At 58.5% G+C, this 13,058-nt stretch carries 11 protein-coding genes and 1 riboswitch; of the genes, 6 read left to right on the top strand and 5 right to left on the bottom strand.

Annotation, left to right across the window (positions count from 1 at the left end; all coding sequences use genetic code 11):
* Positions 1-837: MFS transporter (locus PMI30_RS22225; protein ID WP_008007516.1), on the top strand; the 837-nt coding region annotated here is incomplete at its 5' end.
* A 143-nt stretch (positions 838-980) separates the two neighbouring features.
* Here the strand turns inward: PMI30_RS22225 and PMI30_RS22230 are convergent.
* Both PMI30_RS22230 and PMI30_RS22235 read right to left on the bottom strand, forming a co-directional pair.
* Positions 981-1,868 (bottom strand): formate/nitrite transporter family protein, encoded by an 888-nt coding sequence (locus tag PMI30_RS22230; RefSeq protein WP_008007513.1) that lies wholly within the window; start codon positions 1,866-1,868, stop codon positions 981-983.
* Positions 1,869-2,073: 205 nt separating this feature from the next.
* Positions 2,074-2,478 (bottom strand): acyl-CoA thioesterase, encoded by a 405-nt coding sequence (locus tag PMI30_RS22235; RefSeq protein ID WP_008007511.1) that lies wholly within the window; start codon positions 2,476-2,478, stop codon positions 2,074-2,076.
* Positions 2,479-2,677: 199 nt separating this feature from the next.
* A riboswitch (S-adenosyl-L-homocysteine riboswitch) is annotated at positions 2,678-2,780 on the top strand.
* 23 nt (positions 2,781-2,803) lie between these two features.
* Between PMI30_RS22235 and ahcY the strand changes: the two genes are divergently transcribed.
* The 4 genes from ahcY (at position 2,804) to PMI30_RS22255 (ending at position 8,346) form a co-directional block, all read left to right on the top strand.
* On the top strand, positions 2,804-4,213 hold the full coding sequence (gene ahcY / locus PMI30_RS22240; protein ID WP_008007509.1) for an adenosylhomocysteinase: 1,410 nt from the start codon (positions 2,804-2,806) through the stop codon (positions 4,211-4,213).
* A 195-nt stretch (positions 4,214-4,408) separates the two neighbouring features.
* The gene (gene metF / locus PMI30_RS22245; protein WP_008007506.1) at positions 4,409-5,254 is read left to right on the top strand and encodes a methylenetetrahydrofolate reductase [NAD(P)H]; all 846 of its coding nucleotides are present in this window, start codon (positions 4,409-4,411) and stop codon (positions 5,252-5,254) included.
* Positions 5,255-5,442: 188 nt separating this feature from the next.
* Entirely contained in the window at positions 5,443-6,258 is an 816-nt protein-coding gene (locus tag PMI30_RS22250; RefSeq protein WP_008007503.1) for a substrate-binding periplasmic protein, read from the top strand.
* 222 nt (positions 6,259-6,480) lie between these two features.
* Positions 6,481-8,346: a DEAD/DEAH box helicase gene (locus tag PMI30_RS22255; RefSeq protein ID WP_008007500.1), complete on the top strand. Its 1,866-nt coding sequence runs from the start codon at positions 6,481-6,483 to the stop codon at positions 8,344-8,346.
* A gap of 247 nt (positions 8,347-8,593) precedes the next feature.
* Here PMI30_RS22255 and PMI30_RS22260 read toward each other — a convergent pair whose 3' ends face one another.
* Positions 8,594-9,187 (bottom strand): YceI family protein, encoded by a 594-nt coding sequence (locus PMI30_RS22260; RefSeq protein ID WP_032835047.1) that lies wholly within the window; start codon positions 9,185-9,187, stop codon positions 8,594-8,596.
* Between the two features lie 32 nt (positions 9,188-9,219).
* The gene (locus PMI30_RS22265) at positions 9,220-9,771 is read right to left on the bottom strand and encodes a cytochrome b (RefSeq protein WP_008007496.1); all 552 of its coding nucleotides are present in this window, start codon (positions 9,769-9,771) and stop codon (positions 9,220-9,222) included.
* A 284-nt stretch (positions 9,772-10,055) separates the two neighbouring features.
* On the opposite strand from PMI30_RS22265, the gene PMI30_RS22270 reads away from it, so the two are divergent.
* Positions 10,056-10,985 (top strand): YncE family protein, encoded by a 930-nt coding sequence (locus tag PMI30_RS22270; RefSeq protein WP_008007494.1) that lies wholly within the window; start codon positions 10,056-10,058, stop codon positions 10,983-10,985.
* Positions 10,986-11,067: 82 nt separating this feature from the next.
* Here PMI30_RS22270 and PMI30_RS22275 read toward each other — a convergent pair whose 3' ends face one another.
* Positions 11,068-12,843: a flavin monoamine oxidase family protein gene (locus tag PMI30_RS22275; protein ID WP_008007492.1), complete on the bottom strand. Its 1,776-nt coding sequence runs from the start codon at positions 12,841-12,843 to the stop codon at positions 11,068-11,070.
* Positions 12,844-13,058: the final 215 nt, after the last annotated feature.

Here is a 13,058-nt window from a genome sequence, read left to right as displayed (position 1 = left end):
GGCTCGGTGGTCGCCGCCGGTCTGGTGGCACCGAACAAACGAGCCCAGGCGATTGCCATGATGTTCACCGGCCTGACGCTGGCCAACGTGCTAGGCGTTCCATTAGGCACCGCGCTGGGACAATACGCCGGCTGGCGCTCGACGTTTTGGGCGGTCTCGGTGATTGGTGTGATCGCGGCCATCGCACAGTGGGTTTGGCTGCCCAAGGAAATCCCTATGGACAAGGCCAACCTGGCCAGCGAGTTCAAAGTGTTGGGCAAGGTCAACGTGCTGCTGGCGCTGGGCATGAGCGTGCTGGCGTCCACCAGTCTGTTCAGCGTGTTCACCTATATCGCACCGATCCTGCAAGACATCACCGGTGTCAGCCCGCATGGCGTGACGATCATGTTGCTGTTGTTCGGGGTCGGCCTGACGGCGGGTAGCATGCTTGGCGGCCGATTGGCGGACAGTCGTTTGCTGCCTTCTCTGGTGGGCATGGCGCTGGCGGTGGTCGTCGTGCTGGCCGCTTTCAGTCAGACCAGCCACTCGGTGATCCCGGCGGCGATCACGCTGGTGTTGTGGGGCATCTTCGCGTTTGCGCTGTGCCCGATCCTGCAATTGCTGATCATCGATCAGGCCCATGAAGCACCGAACCTCGGATCGACGTTGAATCAAAGTGCATTCAATCTCGGCAACGCAGCCGGGGCATGGATTGGCGGGCTGGTGGTGGCCAGTGGCGCGGACCTGGCGGACTTGCCGTGGACCGGCGCACTGGTCAGCGGGTTGACGGTGCTGACGGCGTTGTTTTTCATCTACCTGCAGCGTCGCAGTGCTGTCACGGTCAATGTGTCCGGCTAAGCGCAATCCATGTGGGAGCGGGCTTGCTCGCGAAGGCGGCGGCACAGTCAAGATTGATGTCGCCTGACACACCGCCTTCGCGAGCAAGCCCGCTCCCACAGGTTTTGCGTCTTGAACTGACTGGCATCAGGTACGTTTACCCTTCATTTTTTGATCTTCTGCGGTTCGGTTTCCTGGTCCCGTTCCGCAGATGTCTTCGGTGGTCCGCTTTCACTGCGAATCTGCGCGTGACTGATCAGCGCGAAGATAAAACTGCCACCGATGATGTTCCCCACCAGCGTGGGACCTGCAAACACCAGCCAGAAATCCTTCCACGGCAACTCGCCGGCGAACACCAGGTACGAAACCTCGACCGATCCGACCACGATGTGAGTGAAATCTCCCAGCGCCATGAAATAGGTGATGAGGATAATGATCCACATCTTGGCGCTTTCCATGGACGGGATCATCCAGACCATGGTGGCGATCATCCAGCCAGAGATGATGCCTTTGGCGAACATTTTACCGGCATCGTTCTCCATGACCTTGCGCCCGATATCGAGGAAGGCCAGATCGGTCTTGGTGTCGAAAATCGGCAGGTGCAGCATCACGTACGCCACCAGCAGAGTGCCGCAAAGGTTGCCCACCAGAACCACCGACCACAGCCGAAACAACCGACCGAAATTACCCAGCGTAGGCTTGCTCATGATCGGCAGTACGGCAGTCAGGGTGTTTTCGGTGAAGAGTTGCTGACGGGCGAGAATCACCGCGAGAAAACCTGCGCAGTACCCAAAACTGGCGATCACCTTGAAGCCTTCGCCGTCCGGCAGACGCGAGTTGAGCAACCCCATGCCCATCAGCGACAAGCCCATGGTCAGGCCGGCAGCCAGGGCCGACCACCACAGCGCCGCAACGCTACGCTCGAGTTCCTGATTACCTTGGGTGCGAATGATTTCGTGCAGCACCGCCGCGCGCGGTGGCTGGCTCTTGTCGACCTCGCGCTGTTCTTGCGCCGAGAGGTCCGGGGTCTTGCCGTCTTTGGGCGTGTCCATAAAGCTCCTGAACCAGTGGCGTGTCGTTTAATTACGACACGCGGGGTTCGGAGCTGTTCAGTGATCCGTTAAATCATCTCTGACCGATAGACCGCTTTCGCGAGCAAGCCCGCTCCCACACTGGATCTCTGTCGCGCACAAAGTCTGTGCTCACTGAGGATCAGATGTGGGAGCGGGCTTGCTCGCGAAGGCCGCACCGCCAATTTCACCCGCCGATTTCATCATCCTTGAACTGGTCTTTGACGTACCTGATCTCGGTCCGGCCGTGCGGCGAAGGCAGGCCGTCTTCGCCCAGGTTCACGAAAACCATCTTCTCCACCGTCAGGATGCTCTTGCGGGTGATCTTGTTGCGCACTTCGCAGGTCAGCGTGATCGAGGTGCGACCGAACTCGGTGGCGGTGATGCCCAGCTCGATGATGTCGCCCTGGCGCGAGGCGCTGACGAAGTTGATTTCGGAAATGTATTTGGTGACAACGCGCTGATTGCCCAGCTGGACGATGGCGTAGATCGCCGCTTCTTCGTCGATCCAGCGCAACAGGCTACCGCCGAACAGCGTGCCGTTGGGGTTGAGGTCTTCGGGTTTTACCCATTTGCGGGTGTGGAAATTCATGCTCACTCCTGACCGTCTTGCCGATTGATGCCGGCCATCATGGCAGAGCCCGGATTAGAGCTCTATCAAGCATCGACTATGGTCTCGATTACCGTTCGGACATTGACCTTGCAGAAAGGCTTTGGAAGATCAGCATAGCCCGCTATAATCGCCCCCGTTTCAAAACGGTAATGTTCACTTGCTACCGTTTTCCCGCCACCTGTCCGAGGGGCGCTGCAGCAGGTTCAACCTGTCAGGCTCGGATGGGGCGTTGACTGGCCATGATCGGCCGATCACTAAACGCACAACGGCGCCCATTCGCATACATTACGAATGGAGGCTCATCATGAGCGCTGTTATCACGCCTGTAGATTTTAACGATTACAAAGTCGCCGACATGTCCCTGGCTGCCTGGGGCCGTCGCGAAACCATCATCGCTGAATCCGAAATGCCAGCCCTGATGGGGCTGCGCCGCAAATACTCCGCCGAGCAGCCGCTCAAAGGCGCGAAGATCCTCGGCTGCATCCACATGACCATTCAGACTGCCGTGCTGATCGAAACCCTGGTTGCCCTGGGTGCCGAAGTGCGTTGGTCGTCCTGCAACATTTTCTCGACTCAAGACCAGGCCGCTGCCGCTATCGCTGCTGCCGGCATCCCGGTTTTCGCCTGGAAAGGCGAGACTGAAGAAGAGTACGAGTGGTGCCTGGAGCAAACCATCCTGAAAGATGGCGCGCCTTGGGATGCCAACATGATCCTCGATGACGGCGGCGACCTGACCGAGCTGCTGCACAAGAAATACCCGGCGATCCTGGACCGCGTCCACGGCGTCACCGAAGAAACCACCACCGGCGTTCATCGTCTGCTGGACATGCTGGCCAAGGGCGAGCTGAAAATCCCGGCCATCAACGTCAACGACTCGGTGACCAAGAGCAAGAACGACAACAAGTACGGCTGCCGTCACAGCCTGAACGACGCGATCAAGCGCGGTACCGACCACCTGCTGTCCGGCAAGCAAGCGCTGGTCATCGGTTACGGTGACGTGGGCAAGGGCTCGGCCCAGTCCCTGCGTCAGGAAGGCATGATCGTTAAAGTATCCGAAGTCGACCCGATCTGCGCCATGCAAGCCTGCATGGACGGTTTCGAACTGGTTTCGCCGTTCATCGACGGTATCAACAACGGTACCGAAGCAAGCATCGATAAAGCGCTGCTGGGCAAGATCGACCTGATCGTGACCACCACCGGCAACGTCAATGTTTGCGACGCAAACATGCTCAAGGCCCTGAAGAAGCGCGCTGTGGTCTGCAACATCGGTCACTTCGACAACGAAATCGACACCGCTTTCATGCGCAAGAACTGGGCATGGGAAGAAGTGAAGCCACAGGTTCACAAGGTTCACCGCACCGGCCCGGGCGCTTTCGACGCTCAGAACGACGACTACCTGATCCTGCTGGCCGAAGGCCGTCTGGTTAACCTGGGCAACGCCACTGGCCACCCAAGCCGCATCATGGACGGTTCGTTCGCCAACCAGGTTCTGGCACAGATCTTCCTGTTCGGCCAGAAGTACGCCGACCTGTCGCCAGCCCAGAAAGCCGAGCGTCTGACCGTTGAAGTACTGCCGAAGAAACTCGACGAAGAAGTGGCCCTGGAAATGGTCCGCGGTTTCGGTGGCGTGGTCACTCAACTGACCAAGACTCAGGCTGACTACATCGGCGTGACCGTCGAAGGCCCGTTCAAGCCGCACGCTTACCGCTACTGATTGGTCCTGCTGTCCGCATCCTCAAGGGGAGCGGACTCATGCAGGAACCACGCGCGCTCTGTAGGAGCGAAGCTTGCTCGCGAACGCTTCACCACGGCGTTTCTGAAACGCCGCGGCGCCTGCTTCGCGAGCAAGCTTCGCTCCTACAGAGAACGTAGCGTCCTGCAAGGCTTATACGCTTCCAAGGATATGACCATGTCCCAAGACCGTCGCTACAGCTTCGAGTTCTTCCCTACGAAGACCGATGCTGGGCATGAAAAACTGATCGCCACTGCCCGTCATCTGGCGACCTACAACCCTGACTTCTTCTCCTGCACCTATGGCGCTGGCGGTTCGACCCGTGATCGCACCCTCAACACCGTGTTGCAGCTTGAAAGCGAAGTCAAAGTCCCTGCCGCACCGCATCTGTCTTGCGTGGGCGACAGCAAGGACGACCTGCGCGGCCTGCTGAGCCAGTACAAGGCAGCCGGCATCAAGCGTATCGTTGCGCTTCGCGGTGACCTGCCCTCGGGCATGGGCATGGCCAGCGGCGAGATGCGTCACGCCAATGACCTGGTTGAATTCATTCGTGAAGAAACCGGCGATCATTTCCACATCGAAGTCGCCGCTTACCCGGAAATGCATCCGCAAGCGCGCAATTTTGAAGACGATCTCAACAACTTCGTGCGCAAGGCTAACGCCGGCGCCAACAGTGCGATCACCCAGTACTTCTTCAACGCCGACAGTTATTTCTACTTCGTCGAGCGTGTACGGGCCAAGGGCGTGAACATCCCGATCGTGCCGGGGATCATGCCGATCACCAACTACAGCAAGCTGGCGCGCTTTTCCGACGCTTGCGGTGCGGAAATCCCGCGCTGGATCCGCAAGCAACTGGAAGCCTACGGCGACGACACCCAGAGCATTCAAGGCTTTGGTGAGCAAGTCATCACCGAGATGTGCGAACGCCTGCTGCAGGGTGGCGCTCCAGGGTTGCATTTCTACACGCTGAACCAGGCTGAGCCGAGCCTGGCGGTGTGGAATAACCTGAAGTTGCCGCGTTAAAAGCAAAGCAAAAGCAAAGGCAAGATCAAAAGATCGCAGCCTTCGGCAGCTTCTACGCGCCTGTGGAAGCTGCCGAAGGCTGCGATCTTTTGCTTTGCGGCGCCCCTTTATTGTGCAGTCATATCCTGAGATAGAGCTTCTGGATCCGGTTTCTGGCTCTTTATGATTTCTCGTCGTAATCTCAATCCATGCCCCTGATCGCTCAGTTACTGACCGTGCTTCTGTTCACTTGCCTGAGCTTCACCGCTCGGGGCGAGAAGTTGCGTATTGTCACCGAACCCTGGGCACCTTACGTGTACGAGGAAAACGGCAAATCGCTGGGCTTGGACTACGAAACCACGGCCATCGTCTTCAAACGCCTCGGGATCGACGTGGAATGGCAGTTCTTGCCATGGAAACGCTGCCTGTCGATGCTTGAGCAAGGCCAGGCGGATGGCGCGCTGGATATTTTCCACAGCGATGAACGTGATGCGACCCTGCTCTACCCCAGCGAACCGCTCTCGCAAGTCGAGTTCGTGATGTTCTACGCCAACGAACGGCCCTTTCCATTTCGCACCCTGGACGATCTGAAAGGCCTGACCATCGGCACCTCGCCAGGCTACCTGTACAGCAAGGACTTCAGCGAATCGACGCTGTTCACCCAAGAGCCGGCACCCACCCATGAAGCCAACTTCGGCAAACTGGTGCGCGGCCGCATCGACCTGCTGATCACCGATCGCCGGGTCGGCCAGCATTTGCTCGATCAACTGAATATCCGCGACAAGATCACCGAGAACCCGATCATTATCAGCCAGCAAAGCCAGTTTCTGGCGGTACGCCGCAATGCCGGGATGGATTTGTTGGTGCAGCGTTTCGGTGCCGAGCTCAAACGCTTCAAGCGCGAGCCGGCCTACGCCGAACTGAGCGCCCGCTATGGCGCCGGCCCGGCCTCCGAAGCACGCTCTGCCAGCGCCACCGCAACCGGCGGAAAAACCGTTGAGCAGCAGGAAAGCGGCGCGCAGTGATTGCTCTGTTATACTCCGGCCTTCCCGCCAGGCTCACGCCCGGACGCTCGGACTTGTTCAAGGCATCTCGATCACGCTACAGCGCAGCTTTTCAGCCCGCGCGAGCGCTCCAGACGAGCCTTCGAGGCCCAGCAGGACCGGACGGGATTGCGTCCTCTTAAACGCGATTCGCGCCAGGCAAGACTCCCATTGGGCCAAGCCCTAACTAAAACAGGATTACTCATGTCCTTTGCTTCCCTCGGTCTCTCCGAGGCTTTAGTCCGCGCCATCGAGGCAGCGGGCTATACCGAGCCTACTCCGGTGCAACAGCGGGCCATTCCCGCCGTGTTGCAAGGTCGCGACCTGATGGTTGCGGCACAGACAGGTACTGGTAAAACCGGCGGCTTCGCCCTTCCGATTCTGGAACGGTTGTTTCCCAACGGTCACCCGGACAAATCCCAGCGTCACGGCCCGCGCCAACCGCGCGTACTGGTCCTGACCCCAACCCGCGAACTCGCGGCCCAGGTGCACGAGAGCTTCAAGGTCTATGCCCGTGACCTGAAGTTCGTCAGTGCCTGCATCTTCGGCGGCGTCGGCATGAACCCACAGGTTCAGGCCATGTCCCGCGGTGTCGACGTGCTGGTGGCCTGCCCCGGTCGCCTGCTCGACCTGGCCGGCCAAGGCAGCGTCGATTTGTCTCACGTGGAAATCCTCGTGCTGGACGAAGCCGACCGCATGCTCGACATGGGCTTTGTCCATGACGTGAAAAAGGTCCTTGCCCGTCTGCCGAGCAAACGCCAGAACCTGCTGTTCTCGGCGACGTTCTCCAAAGACATCACCGACCTCGCCGGCAAGCTGCTGCACAACCCGGAACGCATCGAAGTCACGCCGCCGAACACCACGGTCGAGCGGATCGAACAACGCGTATTCCGTCTGGCCGCCAGCCACAAGCGTTCGTTGCTGGCGCACCTGATCACCGCCGGCGCCTGGGAACAGGTGCTGGTGTTCACCCGCACCAAGCACGGCGCCAACCGCCTGGCCGAGTACCTGGACAAACACGGCCTCACCGCCGTTGCTATCCACGGTAACAAGAGCCAGAACGCCCGCACCAAAGCCCTGGCCGACTTCAAGGCTGGTGAAGTGCGCATCCTGGTCGCCACCGACATCGCCGCTCGCGGCCTGGACATCGACCAGTTGCCTCACGTGGTCAACTTCGAACTGCCGAACGTCGACGAAGATTACGTGCACCGTATCGGCCGTACTGGCCGTGCCGGTCGTTCGGGCGAGGCGATCTCGCTGGTTGCTCCGGATGAAGAAAAGCTGCTGAAAAGCATCGAGCGCATGACCAAGCAGAAGATTGCCGACGGCAACCTGATGGGCTTCGACTCCAGCGCTGTGGAAGCCGAGAAACCTGAAGTTCGCGAGCGTCCGGATGTGCGTAACCCGCGCAACCCACGTGGCCCGCGCGGCGACGGTCCGAACGGCAGCGGTGGTGGTGGCGGTCGTAAAGACAAAGGCAAGGACAAGGGCGGCAAGGAAAAACCTGCTGCCACTGGCCGTGGCGATCGCCCTGCCCGTGAACACAAGCCTCGCGAAGGCACCCCGGCGCGTGAGCAACAGCGTCCGGCACCTCGCGCCGCCGCTGACCGTGCTCCGGACGAGTTCCTGGACGACGATGTCGATAACTTCGGTAACCGCGTCGACTACGTGCCTCAAGCCAAACCTGCCCAGGGCCGTGGTCGCCGTCCGGGCGCTCCGGCACAAGGCGCAGGCGCAGGTGCTCCGCGCACCGGCCAGCCACAAGGTCGCCAAAACGGTCCGCGCAGCAGCAGCGGCGCAACCACCGGCACCCCACCGGCCAAGCGCAGCGGCCCACGCAACGGTGCTCCACGTGACGGCCAGGCCCGTCGTGAAGAGTCCCGCAACCGCCGACCGGCCCGTGACGAGCAGCCTCGTTCGGAACCCGCCGTGCAGAACCCGCGTGGCCCGGCACCGAAGATCATTCACAAGGAGTCGAAAAGCGATCGCTTCCCGACACCTGAGCAACTTGATCAACTCCCAGGCCGTCCGCGCGGCGAAAAACCAGCCTTGCTGACCCGCAATCGCTGAGTTTTCAAAGCCATGAAAAATGCCCCGGATCTCACGATCCGGGGCATTTTTTCTGGCTGACGAAAAAACTTGTAGGAGCGAGGCTTGCCCGCGAAGACGTCATCCGCTACACCACAAAAACCGAGTCGCCCCCTTCGCCGGCAAGCCTGGCTCCTACAGGGTTATGTGCCGATCGGCCCTAACCCATCAGAAATAAAAAACGCCCCGGATCGCGAGATCAGGGGCGTTTTTGTTCAAGCAGCGAAATTCACTTCGCTTTCACACCTTCAAACGTAATGTACAGCTCGACCGCGTCAGACTGTGGACCCAGGTCTTTCTGCTTGCCGAAATCAGATCGCTTGATGCTGGTGGTGCCTTCGAAGCCGGCACGGTAGCCGCCCCATGGATCCTTGCCTTCACCCAGGAAGGTGGCTTTGACCACGATTGGCTTGGTCACACCCAGCAAGGTCAGGTTACCGGTTACGTCGGCAGTGTCTTTGCCAGCGGCGTTTTTGCCGGTGGATTTGACGCTGGTGGAAACGAACTTGGCGTCGGCGAATTTGCCCACGTTCAGGAAGTCACCGCTGGAGATGTGCTTGTCGCGTTCGGCGTGGTTAGTGAACACGCTGGCGGTGCGCACATTGAACTCGATCTTGCTGTCTTCAGGCTTGGCGGCGTCGAAGCTGAACTTGCCGTCGATGTCCTTGAAGGTACCGGTGATGTAGCTGTAACCCAGGTGGCTGATCTTGAAATCAACGAAGGCGTGCTGGCCTTCTTTGTCGACAACGTAATCGGCCGCCATCACGTTAGCCGACAGCAGAGCAGAACCGATTGCCAGAGCGGCGAGCGTCTTTTTCAACATGCTTTCTATTCCTTTGGAGTCGAGGTTGAACATCAGGCTTTGCGTCCCAACATTCGCGTCAGGGTCGCATCACGATCGATAAAGTGGTGTTTCAATGCTGCCAACGCATGGAGGCCGGAAAAAATTACCAGCGCCCAGGCCAGGTACAAATGGATCACACCAGCGGTGTCTGCCTGGTCCGGTAGTCCGGAAACCAGTGCAGGAACTTCAAACAGGCCAAACACCGGGATCCCGACACCGTCTGCGGTGGAAATCAGGTAACCGGCAATCATCACAGCGAACAGCCCGAGATAGAGGAAGGCATGGCCGAACACGGCGCCAAGACGCGTCATGCGGCTATAACTTTGCAGGGGCGGTGGAGGTGGGCTGATGAAGCGCCACAACACTCGTAGCAACATGACTGCGAACAACACCAGGCCAATACTCTTGTGCAGATCCGGCGCATCTTTGCGCCAGGAACTGTAGTAGTCGAGACCGACCATCCACAGCCCTAAGGCGAACAGGCCGAAGACCGCGAGCGCCACCCCCCAGTGCACGAAGATGCTGACCCAACCGTAGCGGGAAGAAGAGTTACGTAGCTGCATTGCCCAAATCCTGTAAGAACTGCGCCCAAGACTATCGAGTTATCTATCGATTTAAAGCGGAAAATTTCGCTCTGAAATATCGAAAAATACGATCAAGACCTTGGGGTCGAGATATTAAGAGAGTGTTAACCAGAAGAAAAAACCTACAGACGCTGTCCCATGTTCGCTTCCAAAAAGCCTTTACCACTCGTCAGAACTGTCATATCTGACAGTAGCCACCATTACAGGTCATTGATGAACCTGATCTCGGGCGTTAGCCCGAGCGTCTGAACAGGAGTTCTACCATGAGTCACCATTCGAGTTCATCCCCCGCGACTACGGGAAACCTATCCAATTCGATACCCGTAGGGGCAGGACCGCGAGGGATAGCCATCAACAACGATGGATCACGGGTTTTTGTTTGCAATTACATTTCAGGCAATGTGTCAGTGATCAACACCCGGAACAGAAAGGTAATCCACACCATCGCCGTCGAGCATTACCCCCAGAACATCGTCCTTGCCCATGGAGGGAAAAGAGCTTATGTGACCAACTACGGGTCAAGTTCGGTTTCGGTTATTGATACTGAAACCTATGCGGTGGGTAACGTCACAGTAGGAAGATATCCTCGGGGAATCGTCGTGAGCCGAGACGGCAAGCATGTTTACGTCACCGTTCGACAAAATAAAGAGTGGCTGGCAATTATTGATACCCGCACTTATGCGGTGAGCAGAGTGAGAGGATTACCCTCTCCCTCCATAAGTGTGGATATCAGCCAGGACGATTCGCGTCTTTATATTTCCAGCACAAACTCTCCTGATGGCCCTTATCAGGACGCACTAACGATCATCAGCAGCAAGACTTTCAAAGTCCTCGATATCATCAAAACCGAAAAGTATCCGTCAGCAGTTACCGTCAGTCCCGACGACAAAGAAGTGTATATCGTGTGTCTGGACGCTCAAAAACTGACCGTACTGGACCCTAAGTTATCGACCACCAGGCATTTCGATTTTGTGACTTGCGAAGGGAAAATAGTGTTCGGCGAAAAAAACGCTTATGCCGTTGATCAAGTCAAAAAAGAAGTCGTGGAGATTAATACCGCCACGTATGAAATCGTTCGCCGGGTGCCCATCCCTGGTGCTTCCGAACCGTATGACATGGTTCTTGATCAACATAACCATGCCTATGTCAGCGACTACCAAAGCGACGAAGTCCATAGTGTCGATCTAGCTTAGCGTCAAAGCAAAATCAGCAGCGACATACGCAAGACATAAAAAAAGCGCAGCATCACTGCCGCGCTTTTTTTGATTCCAGGACTTACTGCGTCTTGGTTTCAGTCGTCGCCGGGGTCTTGGCAGCGGTACTGACCGCTGGTTTCTTCGCCGGCTCGGTTTTTTTCGCCGTCGCCTTGACCGGAGCTTTTTTGGCTTCGGTTTTGGCAGCAGGCTTTTTCACTGGCGCTTTGGCCGGTGCTTTCTTGGCAGGCTCTGCTTTCACCGGTGCCGCAGGCTTCGGCGCCTCAACCGGTGCTGGCGCTGGAGTCGGCGCAGGTACAGGGGCGGGTGCCGGGGCAACCGGTGCCACAGGTGCTGGCGCCTTGGCCGGTTCCGGTTTGTCGTCAGAACCGCCGAACAGGTTGGTGAAGAAGTTACCTTTCTTCGCCGCCACTGCACCAGCCGCTGCTGCGGTCGTTGCCGGAACAACTTTCGCCGGTTCAAACGATTTGCCCGCCGCCAGGTCTTCTACCTGACTGGCTGCACGCTGACCGGTGCGCAATGCGCCTTCCAGAGTGCCTGGGTACAAGGCGTCGGTGTGTTCGCCGGCAAAGGCTACACGTTGCAGCGGACGCTCCCACAGGCGCCAGTACTTGCTGATCTGGCCCGGGCCGAAGGCCAGGTAAGCGCCACCCATCGACGGGTCGGTGCTGTAGCGACGAATTTCATAACCGGTGAACGAACCGCGTGCCTGTGGATAAAAGGCGTGCAGACGAATCAGTACCTGATCGACCATCTGCTTGTCGCCGAAGGCCTGCATCACGCGCGCATTGTCGCCGGACAGGTTGATCACCACGTTGGCGCCGCCTTTCAGGGCCGGCTCGACCCACAACATGCCCAGGCCGGTGTTGCTGTAGATCTCGCCGGACATGCGCGCCTTGCTTTCCCACACCGGCGTCTTGAACTTCAGCATGATCTGGTCACGCCAGCCGTAGTTGGTGCCTTTGATGGCGCCCATGTGCTGGGCATCCAGCGCCGGGGTCATCTGGATCTTGTTCAGTGCACGCAACGGCACGGCCAGCACGACGTAGTCCGCCTGATAGCCAACACTGCCGACCTTCACGGTCACGCCGTCCTTGTCCTGAGTAATGGACGAAACCGGCGAGCTGGTCTTGATGGTTTTCAGTTGTTTGACGAAGGCCTGGGCCAGCACCGGGCTGCCGCCAGGCAGACGCGAGGCGCGCAGGTCACGGTCGGCAACGCCACGGTAAACGCGGCTCTGTTGTGCGAAGTACAGCAGCGACAGGCGCGAAGGTTCGTCATAGCGGGTACGAATCTGCTGATTCACCAACTGACGCGCAGTGGCTGGCAGATTCAAGCGATCGAGCCAGTTGGACACGTTGATCTGGTCCAGGGCGAACAGTGTGCTGTTGGCGGCCGGGTTCTGCGGGTCTTCGATCGAACGCGCCAGATCATCCAGAGTCTTTTCGTAGCGTTTCAGCGCGTCGCTGGTGGCCGGCTGTTTAGTCGCCAGATCGGCGGCGGTGAAATATTCACCGTCGATCAGGTAGCCCGGAGTCCGCACGAATTCAGGGGCTGGCGTGGTGGTCAGCTTGAACGTCGAGACGTACTTGTTCAGCACCGGTTGGGTCTTGTCGTTGCCGATCCACTCACTGGTGGCCATGCCGGAGCGACCGCCCAAAGTCGGCTTGGCTTCCAGCAGGGTGACCTGCCAGCCTTTGTTCTGCAGTTCGTACGCCGCGGTGAGGCCCGAAAGCCCGCCGCCGACCACGATCGCCGTTTTATCCTTGGCCAGCGCCGAAACGCTGAACAGCCCCAACATCACCAGCGCACAGGCGCGCAGCCAACCAGCAGACATTCAGCGAACTCCGGAAATACACGAGGAAATAGCGGTTTTACGAGTCAGACGACTCAAAGAACCGCGAAGAATACGTCAGCCATCAAAACGCCGCCAGCGACGTCTACCGCCTTATACAAAGTAGCTCAATCGACACAATGGGTTGTCCCGATGACGCGCATTGCATAGGCTTGCGCGATTGTTTGCCCGCGCACCAAGCGAGCCGCCTCGAGGAG

The organism is Pseudomonas sp. GM50, assembly GCF_000282375.1.
Taxonomy (GTDB): domain Bacteria; phylum Pseudomonadota; class Gammaproteobacteria; order Pseudomonadales; family Pseudomonadaceae; genus Aquipseudomonas.
This window is presented reverse-complemented; position numbering and strand designations above follow the sequence as displayed.

Excerpts from the sequence above, each read along its gene's own strand:
- PMI30_RS22230 (WP_008007513.1), bottom strand. The coding sequence starts at position 1,868 with ATGGACACGCCCAAAGACGGCAAGACCCCGGACCTCTCGGCGCAAGAA.
- PMI30_RS22235 (WP_008007511.1), bottom strand. The coding sequence starts at position 2,478 with ATGAATTTCCACACCCGCAAATGGGTAAAACCCGAAGACCTCAACCCC.
- ahcY (WP_008007509.1), top strand. The coding sequence starts at position 2,804 with ATGAGCGCTGTTATCACGCCTGTAGATTTTAACGATTACAAAGTCGCC.
- metF (WP_008007506.1), top strand. The coding sequence starts at position 4,409 with ATGTCCCAAGACCGTCGCTACAGCTTCGAGTTCTTCCCTACGAAGACC.
- PMI30_RS22250 (WP_008007503.1), top strand. The coding sequence starts at position 5,443 with ATGCCCCTGATCGCTCAGTTACTGACCGTGCTTCTGTTCACTTGCCTG.
- PMI30_RS22255 (WP_008007500.1), top strand. The coding sequence starts at position 6,481 with ATGTCCTTTGCTTCCCTCGGTCTCTCCGAGGCTTTAGTCCGCGCCATC.
- PMI30_RS22260 (WP_032835047.1), bottom strand. The coding sequence starts at position 9,187 with ATGTTGAAAAAGACGCTCGCCGCTCTGGCAATCGGTTCTGCTCTGCTG.
- PMI30_RS22265 (WP_008007496.1), bottom strand. The coding sequence starts at position 9,771 with ATGCAGCTACGTAACTCTTCTTCCCGCTACGGTTGGGTCAGCATCTTC.
- PMI30_RS22270 (WP_008007494.1), top strand. The coding sequence starts at position 10,056 with ATGAGTCACCATTCGAGTTCATCCCCCGCGACTACGGGAAACCTATCC.
- PMI30_RS22275 (WP_008007492.1), bottom strand. The coding sequence starts at position 12,843 with ATGTCTGCTGGTTGGCTGCGCGCCTGTGCGCTGGTGATGTTGGGGCTG.